General features: G+C 72.8%; 27 protein-coding genes. 13 read left to right on the forward strand and 14 right to left on the reverse strand.

Annotated elements, in window-relative coordinates:
* Positions 1-104 precede the first annotated feature (104 nt).
* From ACZ6JT_RS11755 to ACZ6JT_RS11765, 3 genes are all read left to right on the forward strand, one after another.
* Positions 105-542: a gamma-glutamylcyclotransferase family protein gene (locus tag ACZ6JT_RS11755; protein WP_030290800.1), complete on the forward strand. Its 438-nt coding sequence runs from the start codon at positions 105-107 to the stop codon at positions 540-542.
* 146 nt (positions 543-688) lie between these two features.
* The gene (locus tag ACZ6JT_RS11760; protein ID WP_030714268.1) at positions 689-1495 is read left to right on the forward strand and encodes a purine-nucleoside phosphorylase; all 807 of its coding nucleotides are present in this window, start codon (positions 689-691) and stop codon (positions 1493-1495) included.
* A 28-nt stretch (positions 1496-1523) separates the two neighbouring features.
* Complete coding sequence (locus tag ACZ6JT_RS11765) at positions 1524-3170, forward strand: phospho-sugar mutase (RefSeq protein WP_469209260.1); 1647 nt, start codon at positions 1524-1526, stop codon at positions 3168-3170.
* 95 nt (positions 3171-3265) lie between these two features.
* On the opposite strand, the gene ACZ6JT_RS11770 is transcribed toward ACZ6JT_RS11765, so the two are convergent.
* From ACZ6JT_RS11770 to afsQ1, 3 genes are read right to left on the reverse strand one after another with little or no spacing between them, the layout of a single operon-like run.
* Positions 3266-3916 (reverse strand): hypothetical protein, encoded by a 651-nt coding sequence (locus ACZ6JT_RS11770; protein ID WP_469209634.1) that lies wholly within the window; start codon positions 3914-3916, stop codon positions 3266-3268.
* Positions 3909-5396, reverse strand: a complete 1488-nt coding sequence (locus ACZ6JT_RS11775) for an ATP-binding protein (protein ID WP_469209261.1) — start codon at positions 5394-5396, stop codon at positions 3909-3911. The genes ACZ6JT_RS11770 and ACZ6JT_RS11775 overlap by 8 nt, the downstream gene beginning before the upstream one ends.
* Positions 5393-6070 (reverse strand): two-component system response regulator AfsQ1, encoded by a 678-nt coding sequence (gene afsQ1 / locus ACZ6JT_RS11780; protein WP_063754818.1) that lies wholly within the window; start codon positions 6068-6070, stop codon positions 5393-5395. Before afsQ1 ends, ACZ6JT_RS11775 begins: the two co-directional genes overlap by 4 nt.
* Before the next feature lie 177 nt (positions 6071-6247).
* On the opposite strand from afsQ1, the gene ACZ6JT_RS11785 reads away from it, so the two are divergent.
* The gene (locus ACZ6JT_RS11785; RefSeq protein ID WP_469209262.1) at positions 6248-6943 is read left to right on the forward strand and encodes a SigE family RNA polymerase sigma factor; all 696 of its coding nucleotides are present in this window, start codon (positions 6248-6250) and stop codon (positions 6941-6943) included.
* A 162-nt stretch (positions 6944-7105) separates the two neighbouring features.
* On the opposite strand, the gene ACZ6JT_RS11790 is transcribed toward ACZ6JT_RS11785, so the two are convergent.
* Positions 7106-7807: a uridine kinase family protein gene (locus ACZ6JT_RS11790; RefSeq protein ID WP_469209635.1), complete on the reverse strand. Its 702-nt coding sequence runs from the start codon at positions 7805-7807 to the stop codon at positions 7106-7108.
* Positions 7808-7876: 69 nt separating this feature from the next.
* On the opposite strand from ACZ6JT_RS11790, the gene ACZ6JT_RS11795 reads away from it, so the two are divergent.
* Complete coding sequence (locus ACZ6JT_RS11795) at positions 7877-8230, forward strand: hypothetical protein (protein WP_469209263.1); 354 nt, start codon at positions 7877-7879, stop codon at positions 8228-8230.
* 66 nt (positions 8231-8296) lie between these two features.
* Here ACZ6JT_RS11795 and ACZ6JT_RS11800 read toward each other — a convergent pair whose 3' ends face one another.
* Genes ACZ6JT_RS11800 through ACZ6JT_RS11815 form a run of 4 tightly spaced genes read right to left on the reverse strand, consistent with a single transcriptional unit; the run spans position 8297 to position 11775 of the window.
* The gene (locus ACZ6JT_RS11800; RefSeq protein ID WP_469209264.1) at positions 8297-9196 is read right to left on the reverse strand and encodes an aldehyde dehydrogenase family protein; all 900 of its coding nucleotides are present in this window, start codon (positions 9194-9196) and stop codon (positions 8297-8299) included.
* On the reverse strand, positions 9189-10625 hold the full coding sequence (locus ACZ6JT_RS11805; RefSeq protein WP_469209265.1) for an aldehyde dehydrogenase family protein: 1437 nt from the start codon (positions 10623-10625) through the stop codon (positions 9189-9191). The genes ACZ6JT_RS11800 and ACZ6JT_RS11805 overlap by 8 nt, the downstream gene beginning before the upstream one ends.
* A 5-nt stretch (positions 10626-10630) precedes the next feature.
* The gene (gene deoC, locus ACZ6JT_RS11810; RefSeq protein ID WP_469209637.1) at positions 10631-11614 is read right to left on the reverse strand and encodes a deoxyribose-phosphate aldolase; all 984 of its coding nucleotides are present in this window, start codon (positions 11612-11614) and stop codon (positions 10631-10633) included.
* A gap of 38 nt (positions 11615-11652) precedes the next feature.
* The gene (locus tag ACZ6JT_RS11815) at positions 11653-11775 is read right to left on the reverse strand and encodes a 2Fe-2S iron-sulfur cluster-binding protein (RefSeq protein WP_469209639.1); all 123 of its coding nucleotides are present in this window, start codon (positions 11773-11775) and stop codon (positions 11653-11655) included.
* A gap of 107 nt (positions 11776-11882) precedes the next feature.
* Here ACZ6JT_RS11815 and ACZ6JT_RS11820 point away from each other — a divergent pair, with 107 nt between their 5' ends.
* The 5 genes from ACZ6JT_RS11820 to ACZ6JT_RS11840 all read left to right on the forward strand — a co-directional run bounded on the left by ACZ6JT_RS11820 (position 11883) and on the right by ACZ6JT_RS11840 (position 15151).
* Positions 11883-12845 carry a hypothetical protein gene (locus ACZ6JT_RS11820; RefSeq protein ID WP_469209266.1) on the forward strand — a complete coding sequence of 321 codons (963 nt, stop codon included), beginning with the start codon at positions 11883-11885 and terminating at the stop codon, positions 12843-12845.
* A gap of 84 nt (positions 12846-12929) precedes the next feature.
* The gene (locus tag ACZ6JT_RS11825) at positions 12930-13553 is read left to right on the forward strand and encodes a class F sortase (protein ID WP_469209267.1); all 624 of its coding nucleotides are present in this window, start codon (positions 12930-12932) and stop codon (positions 13551-13553) included.
* Positions 13554-13578: 25 nt separating this feature from the next.
* Complete coding sequence (locus ACZ6JT_RS11830) at positions 13579-14217, forward strand: PH domain-containing protein (RefSeq protein ID WP_469209268.1); 639 nt, start codon at positions 13579-13581, stop codon at positions 14215-14217.
* 85 nt (positions 14218-14302) lie between these two features.
* Positions 14303-14893 carry a VanZ family protein gene (locus tag ACZ6JT_RS11835; protein WP_469209269.1) on the forward strand — a complete coding sequence of 197 codons (591 nt, stop codon included), beginning with the start codon at positions 14303-14305 and terminating at the stop codon, positions 14891-14893.
* Between the two features lie 57 nt (positions 14894-14950).
* Positions 14951-15151 carry a PspC domain-containing protein gene (locus ACZ6JT_RS11840; protein WP_030027611.1) on the forward strand — a complete coding sequence of 67 codons (201 nt, stop codon included), beginning with the start codon at positions 14951-14953 and terminating at the stop codon, positions 15149-15151.
* 30 nt (positions 15152-15181) lie between these two features.
* Here the strand turns inward: ACZ6JT_RS11840 and ACZ6JT_RS11845 are convergent, their stop codons facing one another.
* The 3 genes from ACZ6JT_RS11845 to ACZ6JT_RS11855 all read right to left on the reverse strand — a co-directional run bounded on the left by ACZ6JT_RS11845 (position 15182) and on the right by ACZ6JT_RS11855 (position 17635).
* Positions 15182-15955 (reverse strand): hypothetical protein, encoded by a 774-nt coding sequence (locus tag ACZ6JT_RS11845; protein WP_469209270.1) that lies wholly within the window; start codon positions 15953-15955, stop codon positions 15182-15184.
* A 128-nt stretch (positions 15956-16083) separates the two neighbouring features.
* Positions 16084-16347, reverse strand: coding sequence for a hypothetical protein (locus tag ACZ6JT_RS11850; protein ID WP_469209271.1), 264 nt, complete (start codon positions 16345-16347; stop codon positions 16084-16086).
* 139 nt (positions 16348-16486) lie between these two features.
* Positions 16487-17635, reverse strand: coding sequence for an adenosine deaminase (locus tag ACZ6JT_RS11855; RefSeq protein WP_469209272.1), 1149 nt, complete (start codon positions 17633-17635; stop codon positions 16487-16489).
* Between the two features lie 114 nt (positions 17636-17749).
* Here ACZ6JT_RS11855 and ACZ6JT_RS11860 point away from each other — a divergent pair, with 114 nt between their 5' ends.
* Together ACZ6JT_RS11860 and ACZ6JT_RS11865 are read left to right on the forward strand one after the other, a co-directional pair.
* Positions 17750-18484 (forward strand): alpha/beta hydrolase, encoded by a 735-nt coding sequence (locus tag ACZ6JT_RS11860; RefSeq protein WP_469209273.1) that lies wholly within the window; start codon positions 17750-17752, stop codon positions 18482-18484.
* Positions 18485-18601: 117 nt separating this feature from the next.
* Positions 18602-18970, forward strand: coding sequence for a cupin domain-containing protein (locus tag ACZ6JT_RS11865; RefSeq protein WP_469209641.1), 369 nt, complete (start codon positions 18602-18604; stop codon positions 18968-18970).
* Here the strand turns inward: ACZ6JT_RS11865 and ACZ6JT_RS11870 are convergent.
* A complete protein-coding gene (locus ACZ6JT_RS11870) occupies positions 18949-20172 on the reverse strand; it encodes an ATP-grasp domain-containing protein (protein WP_469209274.1) in 1224 nt (407 codons plus the stop codon). The genes ACZ6JT_RS11865 and ACZ6JT_RS11870 overlap by 22 nt on opposite strands.
* A gap of 170 nt (positions 20173-20342) precedes the next feature.
* Between ACZ6JT_RS11870 and ACZ6JT_RS11875 the strand changes: the two genes are divergently transcribed.
* Complete coding sequence (locus tag ACZ6JT_RS11875; protein ID WP_469209275.1) at positions 20343-21389, forward strand: helix-turn-helix transcriptional regulator; 1047 nt, start codon at positions 20343-20345, stop codon at positions 21387-21389.
* On the opposite strand, the gene ACZ6JT_RS11880 is transcribed toward ACZ6JT_RS11875, so the two are convergent.
* Entirely contained in the window at positions 21386-22378 is a 993-nt protein-coding gene (locus ACZ6JT_RS11880; protein ID WP_469209643.1) for a hypothetical protein, read from the reverse strand. The two genes, ACZ6JT_RS11875 and ACZ6JT_RS11880, sit on opposite strands and share 4 nt — an antisense overlap.
* Before the next feature lie 97 nt (positions 22379-22475).
* Positions 22476-23417, reverse strand: a complete 942-nt coding sequence (locus ACZ6JT_RS11885) for a LysR family transcriptional regulator (protein ID WP_365478294.1) — start codon at positions 23415-23417, stop codon at positions 22476-22478.
* Positions 23418-23506 lie beyond the last annotated feature (89 nt).

A 23506-nucleotide genomic window follows, 5' to 3' on the forward strand; every position in this document is an offset into this window, starting at 1 on the left:
TGCCCCATTGTCCCGCACGGTTCAAGGTGCTTCGCGCCCGGTCCCGTCATCCGTGCGCCATCCGGGCACGCGGTACCGGCCACCCCTCCCGTACCCTCGACCTCATGTCGCTCTACGCCGCGTACGCCGGCAACCTCGACCCGCGGCTGATGACGCGCCGCGCTCCCCATTCGCCGCTGCGCGGAACGGGCTGGATCAACGACTGGCGGCTGACCTTCGGCGGCGAGCAGATGGGCTGGGAGGGCGCTCTCGCCACGATCGTGGAGGCCCCGCGCCACCAGGTCTTCGTCGCCCTGTACGACATCGCGCCGCTCGACGAGGACTCGATGGACCGCTGGGAGGGCGTCGGGCTCGACATCTACCGCCGCATGCGGATCCGGGTGCACACCCTGGACGGCGAAGAGGCCGCCTGGTGCTACGTGCTCAACGGCTACGAGGGCGGCCTGCCCTCGGCGCGCTACCTCGGCGAGCTGGCCGACGCCGCCGAGTCCGCGGGCGCCCCGCACGACTACGTGATGGAACTGCGCAAGCGCCCCTGCTGAGGCCCGCGGCCGGCGTCCCCCAAGGCCCCCGCCACCGCCCCCGCCACCCCTCGGGGACGATTCGGCGGAAACGACAAGGCAACGATCCGAACACCGTGAGCTGTGCCATCTACGCGCGTAGGCCAGGAGCGGCTACGCTCGTCTGCGTGAACGCATCTGTTACCGACCCCTTCGCCGCCGCCGACGCCGCAGCCGCCCGCCTGCGCGAGCTGACCGGCGTCGAATCCCACGATGTCGCGCTCGTGATGGGCTCCGGCTGGGCCCCCGCCGCCGAGGCGCTCGGCGCCCCCGAGTTCGAGTTCCCCGTCACCGAGCTGCCCGGATTCCCGCCGCCCGCCGTCGAGGGCCACGGCGGCAAGATCCGCTCGTACAAGATCGGCGACAAGCGCGCGCTGCTCTTCCTCGGCCGGACCCACTACTACGAGGGCCGCGGCGTCGCCGCCGTCGCCCACGGCGTGCGCACCGCCGTCGCCGCCGGCTGCAAGACCGTGGTCCTCACCAACGGCTGTGGCGGTCTGCGCGAGGGCATGAAGCCCGGCCAGCCCGTGCTGATCAGTGACCACCTCAACCTGACGGCCACCTCGCCCATCGTCGGCGCGAACTTCGTCGACCTGACGAACCTGTACTCGCCGAAGCTGCGCGCGATGTGCAAGGAGATCGACCCGAGCCTGGAAGAGGGCGTCTACGTCCAGTTCCCCGGCCCGCACTACGAGACCCCGGCCGAGATCAACATGATCCGCGTCATGGGCGCCGACCTGGTCGGCATGTCCACCGTGCTGGAGGCCATCGCGGCCCGCGAGGCCGGTGCCGACGTGCTGGGCATCTCCCTTGTCACCAACCTGGCGGCGGGCCTGTCCGGAGAGCCGCTGAACCACGAAGAGGTCCTCCAGGCCGGCCGCGACTCGGCCGCCCGCATGGGCACGCTGCTGACGCAGGTCCTCGCCCGCATCTGATCGACGTACGAGAGGTAAGGCGGAAGTAGTGCAGGAACAGGACGACCTGATCACCCGGGCCCAGGCCTGGCTGGCGGAGGACCCGGACCCGGAGACGGCGGCCGAACTGGCGGCGCTCCTCGACGCGGGCGACACCGCGGAGCTCGCGGACCGTTTCGCCGGCACCCTCCAGTTCGGCACCGCCGGACTGCGCGGTGAGATCGGCGCGGGCCCGATGCGGATGAACCGCGGCGTGGTCATCCGGGCCGCGGCGGGCCTCGCGGCCTACCTGTTGGCTCAGGGCCACGCCGGCGGACTGGTCGTGGTCGGCTACGACGCCCGCTACAAGTCGGCGGACTTCGCCCGTGACACCGCGGCCGTCATGACGGGCGCCGGGCTGCGCGCCGCCGTCCTGCCCCGCCCGCTGCCGACGCCCGTCCTGGCGTACGCCATAAGGCACCTGGGCGCCGTCGCCGGCGTCGAGGTGACCGCGAGCCACAACCCTCCCCGGGACAACGGCTACAAGGTCTACCTCGGCGACGGCTCGCAGATCGTCTCCCCGGCGGACGCGGAGATCGCGGCGGAGATCGCCCGCGTCGACACGCTCGCCTCGGTCCCCCGGCCGGAGTCCGGCTGGCAGGAGCTCGGCGACGAGGTCCTGGAGGCCTACCTGGCCCGTACGGACGCCGTCCTGACCCCTGGGTCCGCCCGGGGCGTACGGACCGTCTACACGGCCATGCACGGCGTCGGCAAGGACGTCGTCCTGGCGGCCTTCGCCCGGGCCGGCTTCCCGACCCCGGTGCTGGTGGCCGAGCAGGCCGAGCCGGACCCGGCCTTCCCGACGGTGGCCTTCCCCAACCCGGAGGAGCCGGGCGCGATGGACCTGGCCTTCGCCAAGGCGGCCGAGGTCAACCCGGACATCGTGATCGCCAACGACCCGGACGCGGACCGCTGCGCCGTGGCCGTCCCCACCGCGGACGGCTGGCGGATGCTGCGCGGCGACGAGGTCGGCGCGCTGCTGGCGGCCCACCTGGTCCACAAGGGGGCGCAGGGCGTCTTCGCGGAGTCCATCGTCTCGTCCTCCCTCCTGGGCCGGATCGCGGAGGCCGCGGGCGTCGGCTACGAGGAGACCCTGACGGGCTTCAAGTGGATCGCGCGCGTCGAGGGCCTGCGCTACGGCTACGAGGAGGCGCTCGGCTACTGCGTGGACCCCGAGGGCGTCCGCGACAAGGACGGCGTCACCGCCGCCCTGCTGGTGGCGGAGCTGGCCTCGGAGCTCAAGGAGCAGGGCCGCACCCTGACCGACCTGCTGGACGACCTGGCGATGGCCCACGGGCTGCACGCCACCGACCAGCTGTCGGTCCGCGTCTCGGACCTGTCGGTGATCGCCTCGGCGATGGCCGCGCTGCGGGCGGAGCCGCCGGTGTCCCTGGCGGGGCTGCGGGTCGTCTCGGCGGAGGACCTGACGCAGGGCACGGAGACGCTCCCGCCCACGGACGGCCTGCGCTACTACCTGGAGGGCGACTACAAGGCCCGGGTGATCGTCCGTCCTTCGGGCACGGAGCCGAAGCTGAAGTGCTACCTGGAGGTGGTCGTCCCGGTCGCCGAGGCCGCCGACCTCTCCGCGGCCCGCACCCGCGGCCAGGAGATCCTGGACGCGATCAAGAAGGACCTGGCCGCCGCGGCGGGCATCTGATCCGTCCGTCGGACGCGGGGCCGGGGCTTCGGCCCCGGCCCGGTCCCGCCCCGTCCGGCGGGACCGGGCCTTCGCCGTTTCCGCGGCCCCGCGGGTCAGCGGGGCGTGGCTGCGGTGGAAGCCGAGGGCCGGACGATCTCGCCCAGCGTCGGCACCGATTCCGGGCGCGACCGCACCGCCTCCGTGCACTCCCACGCCCGCGGCGGATCCGCGTCCGGCCCGCCCAGGACCACCGGGCCCGGCCCGGCCGACACCGCCTCGTTGCCCGCCAGCGTGCACACCACCTGCGACAGCGCCACCGGCGGCAGGTCCTCCGGCTTGCGGCTCAGCCGCACCGTGCCCGCCGGGTCGCCGGCGCGCGGCGCGGACACCGCGAGCCCGTCCGGGACCCCGGTCGTGAAACCGGCGTCCCGCTCGTCCGCGCTCGGCGGCTGCTCCAGCGCTTCCAGCAGTGCCTGCGCGACCAGGCTCACGGGTTCCCGTACGGGCATCTTCTCGGGCACCGGAATCACCCGCTCCACGCCCACCAGCTGCGATCCGCAGACCAGTTCCACGGTGGCCCGGAAGCCCTGCACCCCGCTCTGTCCGGCGGGCGCCGGCGGGGTGTCGCACGACACGCGCGACGGCGCCGGCCCCACGTCCACCGGCACGGTCGTGGCCCTGATCCCACAGCCCGACGTCGCGAGCAGGGAGACCGCCACGAGCGGGACCACCACGGCCGGCACCACCGGCAGGGCCCTACGCATCCAGGTCACCCGAGATCACCTTTCCCACGTCCACCGGCAGCCGCAGCGTGAACAGGGCCCCGCCCCCCGCCGCGTTGGCGGCGGTGATGTCGCCGCCGTGGATGTGCGCGTTCTCCACGGCGATCGACAGGCCCAGCCCGCTCCCGTCCGACTTCGGCCGCGACGCGCTCGCCTTGTAGAACCGGTCGAAGACGTGCGGCAGGACCTCCTCGGGGATGCCCGGGCCGTTGTCCCGGACCGCGATGACCAGCCACTGCGCGTCGACCGTCACCGACACCCGCACCGGCGAGCCGCCGTGCTTGAGGGCGTTGCCGATCAGGTTGGCCAGGATGACGTCGAGGCGGCGCGGGTCGAGGCGGGCCACGATGTCCCGTTCGGCGTCGAGTTCCACCGCGTCCAGCCAGGCCCGCGCGTCGATGCAGGCCGTGACCTGGTCGGCGACGTTGACGTCGTCCAGCACCAGCTTGGCCGTACCCGCGTCGAAGCGGGTGACCTCCATCAGGTTCTCCACCAGGTCGTTCAGCCGCCGCGTCTCGCTGACGACCAGCGCCACCGCCGGCGCGATCATCGGGTCGAGGTCGTCGACCTCTTCCTCCAGCACCTCGGCCACCGCCGTCAGCGCGGTCAGCGGGGTGCGCAGTTCGTGGGACATGTCCGCGACGAAGCGCCGGCTGGACTCCTCCCGCGCGCTCATGTCGGCGACCTTCTTCTCCAGCGCCTCGGCCGTCTTGTTGAAGGTGTGCGACAGGTCGGCGAGTTCGTCCGTGCCGGACACCTCCAGCCGGTGGTCCAGCTCGCCCTCGCCGAGCCGCCGGGCCGCGTCGCCCAACCGCTGCACGGGCTTGAGCACCGTACGGGCCGCGGCCTGCGCGAGCAGGGCGGAGCCGAGCAGCGCCAGACCGGTGGCGATCGTCAGCGACCAGGCGAGCGCGTTCAGGTCGTCCCGCTCCTGGGCGAGCGACTTGTACATGTAGCCGGTCGGCCCGCCGCCCACGATCCGGGTGCCGCCGACCAGGTACGGGTTGCCGTTCGGCTTCGTCCGCTGCCAGTACATGTGGTACTCGGCGTCGTTCGCCGCGGTCGTCTTCTGCTCGTCGTTCACGGCGTTCCGGAGGGACTTCGGCACGTCCTGCAGCCCGAAGGAGTCGGGACCGGCCGCGCCGAACACCTCGCGGTGGTCCTTGCGTTCGTGCACCAGCAGCACGCTGTAGCCGGGACTGCTGCCCGCCATCAGCTCGGCGGTGCGCTGCATCTCCTCCGGCGTCGGGTCGGCGGGCAGCGCGGCGGCACGGTTCTGCATCTCCTGCCGGAAGTCGCCGAGCGCCGCGTCCTGGACGCGGGTGAGGACGGCCTCGCGGTTGAGCCAGTACGCGATCCCGGACGCGGAGACGGCGGCCGTCAGGGCGACCAGGGCGAAGACGACGAGGAGCCGCAGCCGCAGGCTGGTCCAGCGCCGGCCCGCGAGCAACGCGCGGATCACTGCGGGGAGTCCAGGCGGTAGCCGACACCCCGGACGGTACGGATCAGGGTGGGCGAGGACGGCACGTCCTCGACCTTGGCGCGCAGCCGCTGGACGCAGGCGTCGACGAGCCGCGAGTCGCCGAGGTAGTCGTGCTCCCAGACCAGCCGCAGCAGCTGCTGGCGCGACAGCGCCTGGCCGGGCCTGCGGCTCAGTTCGAGCAGCAGCCGCAGCTCGGTCGGGGTGAGCTGGAGGTCCTCGCCGTTCTTGGTGACCGTCATGGCCGCGCGGTCGATGACCAGGGAGCCGAAGCTCGCCGAGTCGCTCGACTCGCGCTCGCCGCGGCGCAGGACCGCCCGGATGCGGGCGTCGAGGACCCGGCCCTGGACGGGCTTGACCACGTAGTCGTCGGCCCCGGACTCCAGGCCCACGACCACGTCGATGTCATCGCTGCGCGCGGTGAGCAGGATGATCGGCAGCTGGTCGGTGCGCCGGATGCGCCGGCACACCTCGAAACCGTCGATCCCGGGCAGCATCACGTCCAGCACGATCAGATCCGGCCGCTGCTCGCGCAGCAGTTTCAGGCCGTCCTCGCCCGTCGCCGCGGTGGCCACACGGTGGCCCTGGCGAGACAGGGAGAGCTCGAGGGCCGTGCGGATGGCGTCGTCGTCCTCGATCAGCAACAGGAAGGGCACGGGCTCATTCTGTCCCATCGACAGTCGGGAGTTCGACCGTCGGGGAGAGGCGATCGTGCGCAAGTCGCTGTGACAGGGCTGTGACAGTCGACGGACACCCCGGTTAAGTCGGCGGGGCAGTCTTCTACCAACGCACAACGGACCGAAGCAGAGACACTCCACGACGGGGGGCGCGAGATGAACACGCTGCACAGCACCAACACCAGCGCGGTTGTCACGCGGCTGCACGATGTGAACCGCCGGGCGGGTGTCCGTACGGTGGCGGTCGCCCGTCCCCGGCCGGCCCACGTCGTAGCCATTGACGCAAACCAGTACCAGGCGGTTCCCGCCCGGCCCGCGCCGTCCTCCACCTCGGAGGCGGAGTTCACGGCCTACGTCCAGGAGCGGCGGGCCGCCCTGTACGCGACGGCCTTCCACCTCACCGGCGACCGTTACGAGGCCGAGGACCTGCTGCAGAGCGCGCTGTTCTCCACGTACCGCGCCTGGGACCGGATCAGCGACAAGGCGGCCGTCGGCGGGTACCTGCGCCGCACGATGACCAACCTGCACATCAGCGCGTGGCGTCGGCGGAAGCTGAACGAGTACCCGACGGAGGAGCTGCCGGAGACGGCCTCCGACACGGACGCGATGCGCGGTACGGAGCTGCGCGCGGTCCTGTGGCAGGCGCTGACCCGGATCCCGGAGCCGCAGCGCACGATGCTGGTGCTGCGCTACTACGAGGGCCGTACGGACCCGGAGATCGCGGAGATCCTCGGGATCAGCGTCGGCACGGTGAAGTCGAGCATCTGGCGCTCGCTGCGCCGCCTGCGGGAGGACGAGGCGCTGAGCTTCGGCCGTGACGAGGCGGAGTCCTTCGAGGAGCTCGTCGCGTAACGCGGGCACACAGACCATCGGGCCAGGGGGCCCGTCCTACGGGGGTGGGGCGGGGGCCGCGGGGGGAAGAGGCGGGATCAAGCGGCCGGGGGTCCGCCTGATCCCGCCTTTTCGCATGTGCGGTGCCGGCCCCGGTCCGACCTGCTCGGCTCCCGGCCAGGGCTAGGCGGGGGTGGGTGCGGGGCGGTGGCGGCCGGCGGCGGCTGCGGCGAGCCGGCCGAGGGCCTCGTCACGGCCGCACGCGTGCGCGCCCAGCGCGATGTGACGCGCCACGATGCCCCGCTCCGCCCGCATCAGCCGCAGGCCGCGCCGCAGCAGGAACAGGGCCGACTTGCGGCCCTCGCGCAGGTCGCGCGCCAGCCGGCGGCGGAAGGTGGTGGACGGCCGCCCGCGCAGGCAGATGGCGTCCGCGAGCAGCCCCAGTTCCTGGCACCGGACGGCGATGTCCGCGGCGAAGATGCCCTCCGCGATGAACAGCGGCGTCCGCGAGATGTCCAGCGACTCCACCCCCGTCCGCGAGGACGTCGCGATGTCGTACACCGGGACGTCGGTGCGGCCCACCGCGCACAGCTCCTCGATCGCCGCGACGGCGGTGTCCGCGTCCCAGGACAGCGGGGAGTCCCAGTCGATGTCCGAACTGCCCTCGACCAGCGGGAGCGTCGGGTCGTCCGCCTCCTTGTAGAAGTCGTCCAGACGCAGCACGGGCAGACCCGAACGGGCCGCCAGCGAGGACTTGCCGGACCCCGAGGGTCCGGTCAGCAGCACGACACGCGTAGGCAAAGGAGAGGAGGAGCTCACGGAACACAAGTGTGAACCATTCCCCCGCTCAGGGGATGCCTCCGGTGACCGGTTGGTATCGAGGATCACACCTCCACTACGCTGCGTGCGCGTACGACTACGGCGCACCACAGACGAGTACAGGGTGGGAATCCCATGGCACGCCACGCAGCAGCCCCCTCCACAAGCAGCCGGCTCCGTTCGGCGGGCCTGACGGTCTCGATGGCGGGCGCCGCGCTCGCGATGGCCGCGGGGGGCGCCCAGGCCGGTGAACTCGACGTACCGGCGGCTCTGGCCGGGGTCACCGAGCCGGTCGCGAACCTCAAGGTGAACCCGCTCGCCCACACCGGCGTGGATCCGCTGGACAACGGCGTGGCCACGCAGGTAGCGGACTTCCCCGCCGTCGGCACCGGCATGGTCACCGGGGTACTGACCCAGGGGCCGTCCGTCGGCGAGCTGCCCGGCGCGGCGGTCTCCTCGCTGCTCGGGCCGGTGCTCCCGAAGAAGTAGGCAAGCGGGTACGGGAAGGCCCCGGCAGCACGGGGGTTGCTGCCGGGGCCGGTTCATGGGGATCTCCTAGTACGAGGATCCGCCCGAGCCCAGCGAACCCGTCGGGTGCCAGACCGTCTTGGTCTCCAGGAACGCCGTCATGCGCGAGGTGCCCGGGTCGGCGCTCCAGTCGTCCACAGGCTGTGGACGCAGGACGCGCTTGAGGTTGTCGGCCGCCGCGATCTCCAGCTCCTTGGCCAGCGCGGAGTCGGCGCCCGCCAGGTCGATCGCGTTGACGTCCTGGTGGGACGCCAGGTGGGGGCCCATCTCGGCGGCCTTGCCGGACAGGATGTTGACGACGCCGCCGGGCAGGTCGGAAGTGGCGAGCACCTCGCCCAGGGAGAGGGCCGGCAGCGGGGACTTCTCGGAGGTGATCACGACCGCCGTGTTGCCGGTCGCGATGACCGGGGCGATCACCGAGACCAGGCCCAGGAAGGACGAGTCCTGGGGGGCGATCACGGTCACGACACCGGTCGGCTCCGGGGTGGAGAGGTTGAAGAACGGGCCCGCGACCGGGTTGGCCCCGCCCACGATCTGGCCGATCTTGTCGGTCCAGCCCGCGTACCAGACCCAGCGGTCGATGGCCGCGTCGACGACGGCGCCCGCCTTCGACTTGGACAGGCCCTCGGCCTCGCCGACCTCGCGGACGAACTGCTCGCGGCGGCCCTCCAGCATCTCGGCGACGCGGTAGAGGATCTGGCCGCGGTTGTACGCGGTCGCGCCCGACCAGCCGCCGAAGGCCTTGCGGGCCGCGACGACCGCGTCACGGGCGTCCTTGCGGGAGGACAGCGGCGCGTTGGCCACCCAGTTGCCCTTCGAGTCGCTCACCTCGTACACCCGGCCGCTCTCGGAGCGGGGGAACTTGCCCCCGACGTACAGCTTGTAGGTCTTGAAGACGCTCAGACGCGCCGACGACGACTCAGACATCGAGGTAGCCCTCCAGGCCGTGGCGGCCGCCCTCGCGGCCGAAGCCCGACTCCTTGTAGCCGCCGAAGGGCGAGGTCGGGTCGAACTTGTTGAACGTGTTGGCCCAGACGACGCCCGCGCGGAGCTTGTTCGCGACCGCGAGGATGCGGCTGCCCTTCTCCGTCCAGATGCCGGCGGAGAGGCCGTACTGGCTGTTGTTGGCCTTCGCGACGGCCTCGTCGGGCGTGCGGAAGGTCAGCACGGACAGCACCGGGCCGAAGATCTCGTCGCGGGCGACGGTGTGCGCCTGGGTGACGTTCGTGAAGAGCGTCGGGGCGAACCAGTAGCCGGCGGACGGCAGCTCGCACGCCGGGGACCAGCGCTCGGCGCCCTCGGCCTCGCCGGTCTCGGCGAGCGCGGTGATCCGGGCGAGCTGCTCGGCGGAGTTGATCGCGCCGATGTCGGTGTTCTTGTCGAGCGGGTCGCCCAGGCGCAGGGTGGACAGGCGGCGCTTGAGGGAGTCCAGCAGCTCGTCGTGGATCGACTCCTGGACCAGCAGGCGCGAGCCCGCGCAGCAGACCTGGCCCTGGTTGAAGAAGATGCCGGTGACGATGCCCTCGACGGCCTGGTCGATGGGGGCGTCGTCGAAGACGATGTTGGCGCCCTTGCCGCCCAGCTCCAGCGTGACCTTCTTGTCGGTGCCGGCCACGTGGCGGGCGATCTTCTTGCCCACGGCCGTCGAGCCGGTGAAGGCGACCTTGTTGACGTCCGGGTGCTCGACGAGGGCCGCGCCGGCGTCCCCGTACCCCGTGAGGATGTTGACGACGCCCTTGGGCAGGCCCGCCTGGCGGCAGATGTCCGCGAAGAACAGTGCCGAGAGCGGGGTGGTCTCCGCCGGCTTCAGCACGACCGTGTTGCCGGTGGCGAGCGCCGGGGCGATCTTCCACGCGAGCATCAGGAGCGGGAAGTTCCAGGGGATGACCTGGCCGGCCACGCCCAGCGGGCGCGGGTTGGCCCCGTAGCCCGCGTGGTCGAGCTTGTCGGCCCAGCCCGCGTAGTAGAAGAAGTGCGCGGCGACGAGCGGGAGGTCCGCGTCGCGGGTCTCCTTGATCGGCTTGCCGTTGTCCAGGGTCTCCAGGACGGCCAGCTCGCGGCTGCGCTCCTGGATGATCCGGGCGATGCGGAAGAGGTACTTGGCGCGCTCGGAGCCGGGCAGCGCGGACCACTTCTCGAACGCCTTGCGGGCGGCCTTCACGGCGCGGTCCACGTCGGCGGCGCCGGCCTGGGCGACCTCGGCCAGGACCTCCTCGGACGACGGCGAGACGGTCTTGAAGACCCTGCCGTCGGCGGCGTCGGTGAACTCGCCGTCGATGAAGAGTCCGTAGGAGGGGGCGATGTCGACGACCGAGCGGGACTCGGGAGCCGGTGCGTACTCGAATACAGATGCCATGGTGATCAGTCCACCGTCACGTAGTCGGGACCGGAGTAACGCCCGGTGCTCAGCTTCTGGCGCTGCATCAACAGGTCGTTGAGCAGGCTGGAGGCGCCGAAGCGGAACCAGTGGTTGCTCAGCCAGTCCTCGCCCACGGTCTCGTTGACCAGGACCAGGAACTTGATCGCGTCCTTGGTGGTGCGGATGCCGCCGGCCGGCTTCACGCCGATCTGGATTCCAGTCTGCTCCCGGAAGTCGCGGACGGCTTCGAGCATGAGCAGGGTGTTCGCGGGGGTGGCGTTGACGCCCACCTTGCCCGTCGACGTCTTGATGAAGTCGGCGCCCGCGAGCATGCCGATCCAGGAGGCCCGGCGGATGTTGTCGTAGGTCGACAGCTCGCCGGTCTCGAAGATGACCTTCAGGCGGGCCGCGGTGCCTCCCCCGGACTCCGTCTGCCCCCCGGGCCGGACGCAGGCCTCCTTGACGGCCTTGATCAGCTCGTACGTCTCCAGGTAGCGGCCGGCGAGGAAGGCGCCACGGTCGATGACCATGTCGATCTCGTCGGCGCCCGCGGCGACGGCGTCACGAGTGTCGGCGAGCTTGACGGGCAGCGCGGCACGGCCGGCCGGGAAGGCGGTGGCGACCGAGGCGACCTTGACGTCGGCGCCGTTCAGCGCGGCCTTCGCGGTGGCCACCATGTCGGGGTAGACGCAGACCGCGGCGGTCATGGGCGTGGTGCGGTCGGTCGGATCGGGGTTGACGGCCTTGGCGGAGAGCGCCCGGACCTTGCCCGGGGTGTCCGCGCCTTCGAGCGTCGTCAGGTCGATCATCGAGATGGCCAGGTCGATGGCGTACGCCTTGGCCGTCGTCTTGATCGAACGGGTGCCGAGGGAGGCCGCGCGGGCCTCCAGGCCGACAGTGTCGACGCCGGGCAGCCCGTGCAGGAAGCGGCGCAGCGCACTGTCGGACGTCGTCACGTCAGCGAATGCGGTGAGGGTGGTGGGCATGGTCACCACATGAGCATATCTACGCGCGTAGCGACCTGTCACCCCCCCTCCACCGGTTCTGACCGATCCGCTATGGAATCGACACCTCCGCTCCGACGCGCTTTCCTCGTTACACGGCCATGACAGGACCCGCATCCTCCGCCCGCACAAGATCCATAGATTTCTCTTCAGCAGCCCGCCACACCTGGCCCGGTGAACCCGACCGAACAGACTCGACGCGGCATGCGACTCTCCTCCACTTTCCTCACCCACGCTTCAAGGAGTCGTTATGCGTACCGCCCTCCGCACCTCGATAGCCACCGTCGCCCTCGCCGGCGCGATGCTCGTCCCGACCGCCGGCGCCGCGTTCGCCGCGCCCGCCACGGCCCCGCAGTCGGCCGCGGCGTCGGACAACAGCCGCTACGAGGGCAAGCCCGTCTACATCGGCGAGGGCCTGGTCGCGGTGCTGCGCAACAAGGAGGAGGGCCCCGAGGCCTGGATCCGCGAGGTCGGCCCCGACTGGAAGCCCGGCGACACCTACCTGGTCCACGTCGTGACGAAGCTGGACCGGACCCAGCCCCACGACAAGGCCAAGGGCCTCGACCTCGAACTCACCAAGGCCGCGAGCGCCAACCCCGTGCTCGTCGTCACCGCCGCGGACGGGAGCGTCAAGTCCTACCCGCTGCCCGCGGGCGAGGCGAGCACGGACTGCCGGGTCGGTCCGATCGGGCAGGAGATCGGCGCGGGCATGACGGCCGAGCTGTACCTCTCCGAGCTGGGCCCCAAGGTGGTCCTGCTGGAGGCCGGCGACGGCAAGCCCTTCGGCCGGCTGGACCGCACCCACCCCTCGCTGCCCCAGTCCGCGGGCATCATCGCCCGGATCGTGAACCCGAGCGGCGCCAAGCCCGTCTTCGAGTGGAAGACGCAGGGCGGCAACGACACGGTCGGCCGGGTCGCGTTCCCCGCGTTCCCCAAGGGCTGCAAGCCGAGCTACAAGTTCACCGACGACAAGCCGGTGACGAAGCCCAGCACACCCGCGCCCACCTCCACCCCCGCTCCGGTGAAGCCGCAGACCGCGGGCCAGACGTCGGTGGTCCCGAAGGGCCCGGTGGCCGCCGGCGCCGAGCTCCCGGTGGAGACCGTCGCGGACACGGACAACACCGCCACCATGGTGGCCGGCGGCGCCCTGATCGCCGCCTTCGGAGCCCTGGCCGCCGGCGTGGTCCTGCGGCGCCGCACCACCCGGGGCTGACACCCCCTCGCCACCTCCCCTCCTGCCCTCCCCCGGCGGGCCACCGACCCGGTGGCCCGCCGACTGCCGTCTCCGGAGCACTCCATGGCCCACCGCGCGCGCCCGCTGCTCGCCGCCGTCCTCCTCGCCGCCGCCCTGACCGGCTGCGGCACGGCCGCCTCCACCGCACCCGCGCCCGGGTCGGCCGCCCCGGCCGCCGCCCCGCCCTCGGTCTCGCCCACCACCGCTCCCCCGGCCCCGGTGGCGGCTGCTCCGCTGCCCGCCTCCAAGCCCGTACGCGTACGAATCCCCGCGGCCGGTGTGGACGCCTCACCGCTGCTGGGGCTGGGTCTGGCCGCCGACGGCAGCGTGGAGGTGCCCTCCGTGGCCGACGGCGACAAGATCGGCTGGTACACGAAGGGCGTCACCCCGGGCGAGACCGGACCTGCCGTGCTGATCGGCCACTTCGACACCGCGCGCGGCCCGGCCGTGCTGAAGGACGTCGCGCGCGTGCGCGCCGGCGAGGAGATCACGGTCTCGCGGGCGGACGGCAGCACCGCCGTCTTCCGTGTCCGCGAGCTGGAGCAGGTGGACAAGAAGGCGTTCCCGACCGCCAAGGTGTACGGGGACACCACCCACCCCGAGCTGCGCGTCATCACCTGCGGCGGGGAGATCGAAGACGGCCACCGGCCCGACAACATCATCCTGTACGCCGATCTCGTGGGCTGAGACGGCGTGGGGCAGAATCGACCCCATGAGCAGCCAGCAGCAGCCGACCGACGAGCCGGTCTACAAGGACCGCGTCTACCGCTCCACCATGGGCGTCGTCTCGGGGGTCCTGCTGCTCGCGCTGACGGCGTGGCTCTGCGGGGACGCCCTGCTGCGCGGCACGGCGAACACCCCGTGGATCGCGCTGGCGGTGGCCCTGTGCGCCGTACCGCTGATCGTGGCGTTCACGATCCGCCCGGCCGTCTTCGCCAACGACGACCGGATGCGCGTGCGCAACCCCTTCCGGATCATCGAGCTGCCCTGGGCGGCCGTGGACGCGGTGCGCGCCGGGTACTCGGCGGAGGTGCTGGCCGAGGGGTCGAAGTACCAGCTGTGGTCCGTGCCCGTCTCGCTGCGCGAGCGGAAGAAGGCGAACCGGCAGCGGCTGCGCTACGAGGGGCTCCGGGACCGGGAGCAGCGCGGCCAGGGCGAGAAGCCGCGGATGCCCGCCGAGCCGATGCGGGCCGGCGCGGACCGGATCGTGGACGAGCTGCAGCGGATGGCCGAGCGCGGCGCCGAGCGGGCCGGTGCCCAGGGCAGCGTGCGCGTGCGCTGGTCGTACGAGATCATCGCGCCCGCCGTGGTGGGCGCGCTGGCGCTGATCGTCCTCATCGCCGTCCGCTGACCTGCCCGGAGGGGTGCCGGGTGCTCGCGGCCACACCCCCCGTCAGGGCGGAACCGGGCCTACCGGGTGGTGCGTCCTCGCAGGTGTGCAGCGTCTTGAGGCCGGCGGCAGCGCCGCCACCGCCACCGCGATCCATCTCCGTCTCCGACTCCTCGCCGGGGTCCTGCTCGTCGCCCATCTCCTGGTCGTCGGCTGGCTGACCCTGCGGCCCCTGGACGTGCCGTGGGCCGCGGCCGCCAATCTGACCCCCCTGGAGGGGATCCGGGCGGACCTGGCCTACGGGCCGCTGGAGGCCGCCCGGCGGATCGGTGAGGGCCTGGCCCTGCTGGCCCCGCTCGGGGTGCTGCTGCCCCTGGTGGGCGGAAGGCTCACGCTGTCGACGCTGTCCGCGTGGTCCTCACTGGCCCGGACCGCGGCCGCGGGGGCGCTGGTCGCGCTGAGCATCGAGATGCTCCAGACCGCCGTGCCGGGTCAGGTCGTCGATGTGGACTCGGTGCTGCTGAACACCGCCGGTGTGCTGCTCGCGCACGTGGCCGTCGTACCGGCGCTGCGGGCCCGGCTGCGGCGTTCCCACGCCCGTTCACACCCCGTTTATCAGGGGACCACCCCGAAGATTTCCAGGGTCGGGCTCGGCCCCTGGACCGACGTTCTGTCGGCGGTCCAGCGGGAGTATTGAGTCATCGCGGGGCCGTACCGGTCCTCAACCACCGCGATCCCGACGAAGGAGAACCCCATGAGCGCCCTTGTCCGCCCCCGTGACGGCCGCTGGATCGGTGGAGTGTGCGCCGGACTGGCCAGGCGTTTCGGAATTTCCGCGAACACGATGCGTGCCATATTCGCCGTCTCGTGCCTGCTGCCCGGTCCGCAGTTCCTGGTCTACATCGCCCTGTGGGTCCTGCTGCCGAACGAGAAGTCCGCCTCCACCGCCTGGTGACCGGCGCAAGGGTCGGGGGCGCCTGCCGGGTCAGCCGGCCTTCCGGACCTTTTCCAGCTGCTTGTCGGTCACTTCCTGCGGGACCTGGCCCTTCTTGTCGGCCCCCGCCACGTTGAGGGCCATCAGCCGCACGACGGTGTCGCCCTCGCGTGCGACGACCAGGTGGACCGGCGCCGAGACGCCCTGACCGGCGGCGGTCGTGGTCCAGCTGACGCTCTCGTCGGCGCTCGTGCGGTAGTCGACGGCGCGCACCTCGCGGTAGCTGCCGGTCTGCTTCTCGACGGTGGCGGTGAAGCCCTTGCCGCAGGCGGCCACGGCGGCCTTGAGCCGGGCGATCAGCGCCTTGGCGTCGCTCTCGGCGTAGGAGCTGACGGAGGCGGACACGGCGAGTCCGACCTGCCTCTGGGAGCCGATGCCGCGGTTGAGGGTCTGGCGCGCGGCCGGGTCCGGCTTGTCCCCCATGATGTCGGCCAGCGGCTGGCAGGCCTTGCGGTCCGCCTGCGGCTGACCGTCCGGGGCGTTGGGGTTCTTGCCCTGGGCGGAGATCTGGTAGCCGGGCAGGTCGCCCTGCTCCAGCGCCGAGCGGTCCAGCTTGGTGCCGCCGGTCTTCGGCTTGGCGGATCCCGACGATCCCGTCGAACCGGCGGACGCCGCCGGGGCGCCGGGCGCGCCGGAGGCCTGTTCGGCGGAGCCCTTGGGGTCCCGGTCCTTGTCCGTGGCGGGGGTCCCGCTGCTGCACCCCACCGCCGCGACGAGGAGGGCGGGGACCAGGGCGACCATCGTCGCTCGTGCCTTCTTGCGCATGACCAAAGACCTCATACCGCGTGCGTCGGCGGGCAGTTGGTGGCGATCGTGGCACACGGCACGACGCGGCGCCCACCCGTTCGAAGGGGTGTGCGCCACGCGTGCCCGCGTGCGAATTCCGTACGGAATCAGCCGCCGAGGTTGCTGGTCGGCAGACCGCCGAGCAGGCCGGTCACCGGGGCGAGCGCGGAGGCCGGGTCGCTCGACTGCTGGCCTCCCTCGGGGCTCACCTGCTGCTGGCTCGTGAGGCCCTGAGCGGCGCTGGTGACGGTGCCCAGGGCGTCGGTGAGGCCGACGGCGGGAACGGCGGCGGAAGCGGTACCGGCGGCGACGGCGGCGAAGGCGGCACCGAGAGCGGCGACACCGAGGGTCTTGGCAGCTGACTGCTTCATGAAAGGTATTCCTTGCGACGGGGAATTGAGCGGCTCCGCAAACTAGTCACTTCAAACCCTCGCCCGCAAACATCATTAAATACGAGAAAGCGCCCGGGAATTGCCTCTCCCAGGCGCTTTCAGTACGTCATGCCGTGGCCTAGGCCGATACGGAACCGCTGGTGGAAGCGGTCTGCTGGAACAGCCACTCCGACTTCAGCTCCGCGTAACCGGGCTTGATCACCTCGTTGATCATGGCCAGTCGTTCATCGAAAGGAATGAACGCGGACTTCATCGCATTGACGGTGAACCACTGCATGTCGTCCAGCGTGTAGCCGAAGGTGTCCACCAGGTGCTCGAACTCGCGGCTCATGCTGGTGCCGCTCATCAGCCGGTTGTCGGTGTTGACCGTGAGTCTGAAGTGCAGCTTCCGCAGCAGGCCGATCGGGTGCTCGGCGTACGAGGCGGCCGCGGCCGTCTGCAGGTTCGAGGTCGGGCACATCTCCAGGGGGATGCGCTTGTCCCGGACGTACGAGGCCAGGCGGCCCAGGGTCACGGAACCGTCGGCGGCGACCTCGATGTCATCGATGATCTTCACGCCGTGACCGAGGCGGTCGGCGCCGCACCACTGCAGGGCCTGCCAGATCGACGGCAGGCCGAAGGCCTCACCCGCGTGGATCGTGAAGTGGTTGTTCTCGCGCTTGAGGTACTCGAAGGCGTCGAGGTGGCGGGTGGGAGGGAACCCGGCCTCGGCGCCGGCGATGTCGAAGCCGACGACGCCGTTGTCGCGGTAGCGGTTGGCCAGCTCGGCGATCTCCAGCGCACGGGCGGCGTGGCGCATCGCGGTCAGCAGGGCGCCGACGCGGATGCGGTGGCCGTTGGCCTTCGCACGGCGCTCGCCCTCGCGGAAGCCGTCGTTCACGGCCTCGACGACCTCTTCGAGGGTCAGGCCGGCTTCCAGGTGCTGCTCGGGGGCGTAGCGGATCTCGGCGTACACGACGCCGTCCTCGGCCAGGTCCTCGGCGCACTCGGCGGCGACCCGGAAGAGGGCCGCCTTCGTCTGCATGACCGCGCACGTGTGGGCGAAGGTCTCCAGGTAGCGCGGGAGGGATCCGGAGTCGGCGGCTTCGCGGAACCAGACGCCGAGCTTGTCGGCGTCGGTCTCGGGGAGGTTCTCGTAGCCGACCTCGCGGGCCAGCTCGATGATGGTCCCGGGGCGCAGCCCACCGTCGAGGTGATCGTGCAGGAGCACCTTCGGGGAGCGGCGGATCTGATCCGGGGTCGGCAGGTTGGGGGTCTCGCTCGTCATCTGCGCACTCTAACTCCTACGCGCGTAGAGCGGGGTGCCGACGGCGGGCGTCGATATGTAACAGAGACCGCGCGGACGGATGGCGTACACCTGAAGGTCTGAGACTGTTCCGCCATGGCACAGCATGCGCCGCCGGCGCGCGGGGCCCGTCTGGGGCGGGCGGCCGGCGCGAGAACCGGCTCGGGTTCGACGGAAAGCCCGGTCAACGGGGTGGTGCTCCTGCTTCCCGGAGCGTCCAGATTCTCCCCCGGTCCGCTGCGTCCGCTCGCGCGGGCGCTGGCCCGGGCGGGCGGGGCGGAGGGGCTGGTCACGCACACCGTCATCCACGGCGGGGAGTCCTCGCGGGAGGAGCAGGCGCGGTGGGCGGCGGACGAGGCGGTGCGGCGGTACGGGGACGTGCCGGTGTGCCTGGCCGGCTACGACGCGGGGGGCGCGGCCGCGCTGCGCGCCGCGGGGCACGGGGCCGTCAACTCCGTTCTGGCGATGGCCCCTTGTTTAGGCGAGGCGGCGGCTGCGGACTCCCCTGAACCGGTGAAACAGCTGTCGGGGCGGCAGGTGCTGATCGTGCACGGCACCAACGACGCGCGCAGCGACCCCGAGACCTCCTTCCGGCTGGCCGCGCGGGCGAAGAAGGCGAATCGTTCTACCTGCCGCTTCGAAGTGCATTCGGACGGGCACGGCCTGCGCGAGCACCAGGCCGAAGTGGTGGCGCTGGCCGTTGACTTCGTCCTGGGCGCGGTGTTCTCGGGACGCTACTCGCGGCCGGTGACCGACGCCCTGGCGGCGCCGCCACCGCTGGGCCTGCGGATGCCGCTCGCCTCCGGCTTCGGCAGGTCGCTGCGCAGGTGACGACGCGGCGCCCGCGCGTCCGCCGTGGCGGGGGACGGCGGGCGCCGGGCCCGTGCGGGCGTCCGCGCGTAAGGTGGGAACGAGGACTCGGGTGCATCTCCGAGGGAGGCGATGACGATGGCCGGCCTGGTGTCCAGGAGCTTCGACGAGCCGGACGAGACGCGGCCGTTCGCCGACGACAAGGGCAGGCTGGACCTGCTGGAGACGGGCGGCCGGGGTGTCGGGCGCTCCGTCTTCGAACCCGGCTGGAAGTGGTCGGAGCACGTGAAGCCGCTGGCCGGGACGGACAGCTGCCAGGCCGATCACACCGGGTACGTGGTGAGCGGTCGCATGAAGGTCGTCATGAACGACGGGGAGAGCACCGAGCTCGGCCCCGGGGACTACATGCGGGTGCCCCCCGGGCACGACGCCTGGGTCCTGGGCGACGAGCCCTGCGTGACCCTGGACTGGACCGGCTTCGCCGACTACGCGAAGCCGTCCGGCTGAGGGACCCGCCGGTCCGCGGCGCGGAGCAGGGCGGCGGCCCGATCGAGGGTACGGGCCAGCGAGTCCGCCGTCGGGGCGGTGGCGAGGACGTACGCGTGGTGGTGCGCGCCCGTCGGGGCGCGGCGGACCAGGGCGCCCGGCGGTATCTCCAGCTGCACCCGGGCCACCCCCGGCACGGCGCGGGCGGCCGCGAGCGCCGCGCGCACGCCGTCGAGGCGGCCCGGCGGGAAGTCGACGTACCGCAGCCCGGTGTGGGCGGTGCGCGGGCGCGGCACGCGCACCGGCTCGGGCAGGCCGAGCCCGGTGGCGAGCGCGAGGCCGAGCACGTCGATCCCGTGGGCGAGCCGCAGCAGCCCCGCGAACTCCTCGGGGCCCGGGCGGGCGCGGGCCCCGAGGAGGCGGGGGCCGGACGGGGTGAGGACGACGCCGGTGTGGGAGGGGCCGTCGCGGTGGCGGGCGAGGTCGAGGACGGCGCGTACGAGGGTCCGTACGGCCTCGGCGCTCCGCGGGGGCAGGGCCACCGGCAGCGCGTGGCCGAAGGCGGTGAGGCAGGGGGCGGGGGCGGCGGGGCCCGGGGCGTCCAGCCGGCGGGCCCAGCCGAGGATGCGGTGGTGGCCCGCCCTCGAGTGTGCTTCGACGCTGAGCTCCGGTCCCTCCAGGTACTCCTCGACGAGGAGGTCGGTGACCTCGGGGTAGCCGTGGGCGGCGGCGCGCGCCTCGGACTCGTCGCGGACCAGCCGCACCCCTTCCCCGTCGGCGCCCGCCCGGGGCTTGATGACGCACGGGTAGCCGATGAGGGTGGTGACGAAGGGGAGCGCGTCGGCGCGGCCGCAGCGGGCGAAGGAGACCGGCCGGGTGGGGTGCAGGACGTTGGAGCGGGCGCGCAGGGCGGCCTTGTCCATGAGCGCGGTGACGGCGGCGGTGGGCGTGCCGGGCAGTCCGAGCTCCTCGTTGGCGCGGGCGGCCGCGAGGGCTCCGGCGGCGTCGAAGCCGAAGACGGCGGCGCGGCCGTGCCGGACGGCCTCCATGCGGCCGAGGGCGCCGACGAGGTGACGGTGGTCGCGCCAGTCCGTCCGTACCCGCCGCTCCGCCCCCTCACGGTCGGATGGCACCGACGGACCCGGCGCGACCACCACGGTGTGCGCGCCCGCACGGCGGGCGGCTGCCACCACGGCCGGCCGCGGGCTCAGCAGGACGGCCACGGGCCCCCGCCCCTCCCGCCTCCGCTGCCGCATCCCGCGCTCCCCCCTCACGCCGTGCGTCCACTGTGCCGGTTCGGCATATGCCGGTCGCGCCAGGTCAGGCGTCGTCTTGTCGCCTTGCGGGAACACGAGGGGTTTACAGACAGACACAGAACGGGACGAATTGGAATATGCCCGCAGAGGAGACCGGAGCAACCGGAACGGCCGGCGCCGCCGGGGAACTCAGCCCTGCGGCCCGGCGCCTCTACGCGTACGCCGTCGAGCGGCACGCCTTCGACGCGACCGAGGCCACCGGGGCCCTGGGCGTGCGCGCGGCCGCCGCGATCACCGAGCTGGCCGCCGCCCACCTGCTCCAGCGGGCGCCGGGCGGCGGGCCGGAGCGGTGGAGCGCGGTGGCGCCGCGGGCGGCGGCGGCCCGCGCGCTGGCCCCGCTGGCCCTGCTCGTACGGGAGACCCACGACGAGATGGACCGGCTGCGGGGGCGGTTGGAGGCGCTGGTGCCGGCGTACGAGGCGGGGACCGCGCACCGGGACCTGAGCGGGTCGGGCCGCCTGGAGCTGGTCACGGACCTCGGCGCGGTGCGGGGGCTGATCGCGGAGCTGGCCGCCTCGTGCGAGCGGGAGCTGCTGACCTCGCAGCCGGGCGGGGGCCGGCCGCTGGAGACCCTGGAGGAGTCGATCGGGCGGGACGAGTCGCTGCTGACGCGCGGGGTCCGGATGCGGACGATCTACCAGCACACGGCGCGGTACTCCCGGCCGACGGCGGCGTACGTCGAGCGGGTGACGGCACTGGGCGCGCAGGTGCGGACGCTGGGCGACGGGCTGATGCGGATGCTGGTCTTCGACGGGCGGACGGGACTGATGGCGGTGCCGGACCGGACCGGGGCGGCGCTGGTGGTCCGGGAGCCGAGCGTCGTGCACTTCATGACGTCGGCCTTCGAGCGGTCCTGGCTGGGGGCGGAGCCGTTCCCGACGTCGGTGAGCCCGGACGCGGCGCGGTCGATCTCGGACGAGCTGCGGCAGACGATCGTGCGGCTGCTGTCGGAGGGGCTGGAGGACAAGGTGATCGCGCGCAGGCTGGGGATGTCGGAGCGGACGTGCCAGCGGCACATCGCCGAGATCATGCGCGCGGTCGGCGCGAAGTCCCGCTTCCAGGCCGGGTACTTGCTCTCCGCGACGCCGACACCGTCCCCTGGGGGCCCGCCGGAACCGGCCTAGGCCCGGTTCGCGAAGCGCTCGTAGTACGCGCGCAGCTCCGGCAGCCGGCCGAGGGCGGGCAGCCGGGCGAGGGTGCGCGCGAAGGCGGTGTGGTGGGGCGTGAAGGACCGCCACGGGCGCGGCGGCAGGGGGTAGTCGTCGCGCAGGACGCCCTCCGGCACCCGGCCGGACGCCGGCAGGGGCGAGGTCTCCCCGGGGAGGGCGAAGTGTGCCCAGACCCCGATGTCCAGCGGGACGACGACCGCCTCGTGCGGGGGCCGCCACGGCTCGCCGGTGACCGGATGGCGGGGGACGAGGAGCACGTCGTCGCCGGGCCGGGGCGCGGGCATCCCCGGCCCGGCGAGGCGCGCGGTGCGTTCCGGGGGCCCGGCGGGGAGACAGCGGGCGAGGGCCTCGCCGAGCAGGTCGGTGAGGGGAACGGGCAGCGCCACCGGGCGGGCCCCGCAGGCCGCCACCAGGTGCGCGAGGGCCACCGGGACCGCGGCCTCCCAGCGGAAGCTCCAGGACCCGTCGGGTCCGACGGGCGGGACCACGTACGACTCCAGGTCCAGCTCGTCCCAGTCGGGCGTCGGGAGGGCGGGCAGATCGCAGGGGAGGCGGCGGACCGCGTCGGGCTCCAGCCACACCGCCTGCCACAGCCCGCAGTCGTCCAGCCGGGTCGCCACCGCGCTCCCGCAGCCCCCGCACGCCAGGTTGGGCCCGTCGCGGCCGTCGATGCCCATGCAGTAGCCCGCGCACTTCTCGGGGATCAGCACCATGTCCCGGGAGTCTCCGGGCGCGATGACGATCCTCTCCGGCGCCGCGAACCCCACCTCGTCGTCCCACGGCCGCCGGGGCGCTCCGGAGGGCAGGGGTTCGACGGCGTACGTCGCCGGCTCCATCAGGGGCGGGTGCAGCTGCTCCCAGGCTCCGAAGTGGGTGTGGACGGGAAGGGCGACCCGGGAGACCGGGGCCGTCAGTTCCGCACCGCACCCGGCACACACGAACACGTCCAACCGGCATCCCCCTCGTCCCCCGTACCTGGCGATTGTGCCGTCCCCATGTGCAGTGGGGCGATCGGTTTTCGCGGCCGCGGCCGCGGGGGCGTTACGCGGCGGGCGGCTCCAGTTCGGGGATCAGGCGGCCGCGGCGGGAGAGCAGGAAGCGTTTGAACTCCGCCACGGGCGGGGTGTCGGGGTGGCCGTCGAGCCAGGCGAGGCCGATCTCACGGACGGCGCGCGGGGCGGTGACGGTCAGTTCCACCACTCCGGGGCGGGCCACGGCGGGCGGGGGCAGGAGGGCGACGCCGAGGCCGGCGGCGACCAGGCCGCGCAGGGTCTCGGCCTCCTCGCCCTCGAAGGCGACGCGCGGGGTGAAGCCGGCCTCCGCGCACAGGTCGTCGGTGATCCGGCGCAGCCCGTAGCCGGCCTCGAGGGTGACGAAGGTTTCCTCCGCGGCCTCGGCGAGGCGGATGCGCTTGCGGACGGCGAGGCGGTGGTCCTCGGGGACGACCAGGCGCAGCCGCTGTTCGTCGAGGCGGCGGGCGACGAGGTCGGGGGCGTCGGGGAGGGGCGAGGTGAGGCAGAGGTCGAGTTCGCCGGCCCGGAGCTTCTCCAGCATGGCCTCGCCGTAGTTCTGGACGAGGGAGAAGCGCACGCGCGGGTGGTCGGCGCGGAAGGCGCGGATCAGGCCGGGTACGGTCTCGGAGCCGAGGGTGTGGAGGAAGCCGAACGCGACCTTGCCCAGGGCCGGGTCGGCGTCCTGCTGGACGGATTCGGCGGCGCGGGCGATGCCGTCCAGGGCCTGTTCGGCGGAGGCCAGGAAGGTGCGGCCCGCCGTGGTGAGGGCGACGTTGCGGCCCTTGCGGGCGAACAGCGTGACGCCCAGGTCCTGTTCGAGGCGGACCATGGCCCGCGACAGGGTGGACTGCGGTACGCCCAGCTCGTGCGCGGCGCGGGTGACGTGCTCGTGCCGGGCGACGGCGGCGAAATAGGCCAGCCGCGGGGCCAGCAGACGTGTCACTGCCATGTCTTCTTCGTAACGGTTCATAGACAGGCGCCGCCCTGAGCTGTGGTGATGCACGAGTGGATCGATTATCGCGATTCTGTGCATTGGACGCATCAAAAACACCGGCCTAC

This window comes from Streptomyces sp. NPDC046308 (genome assembly GCF_055588065.1).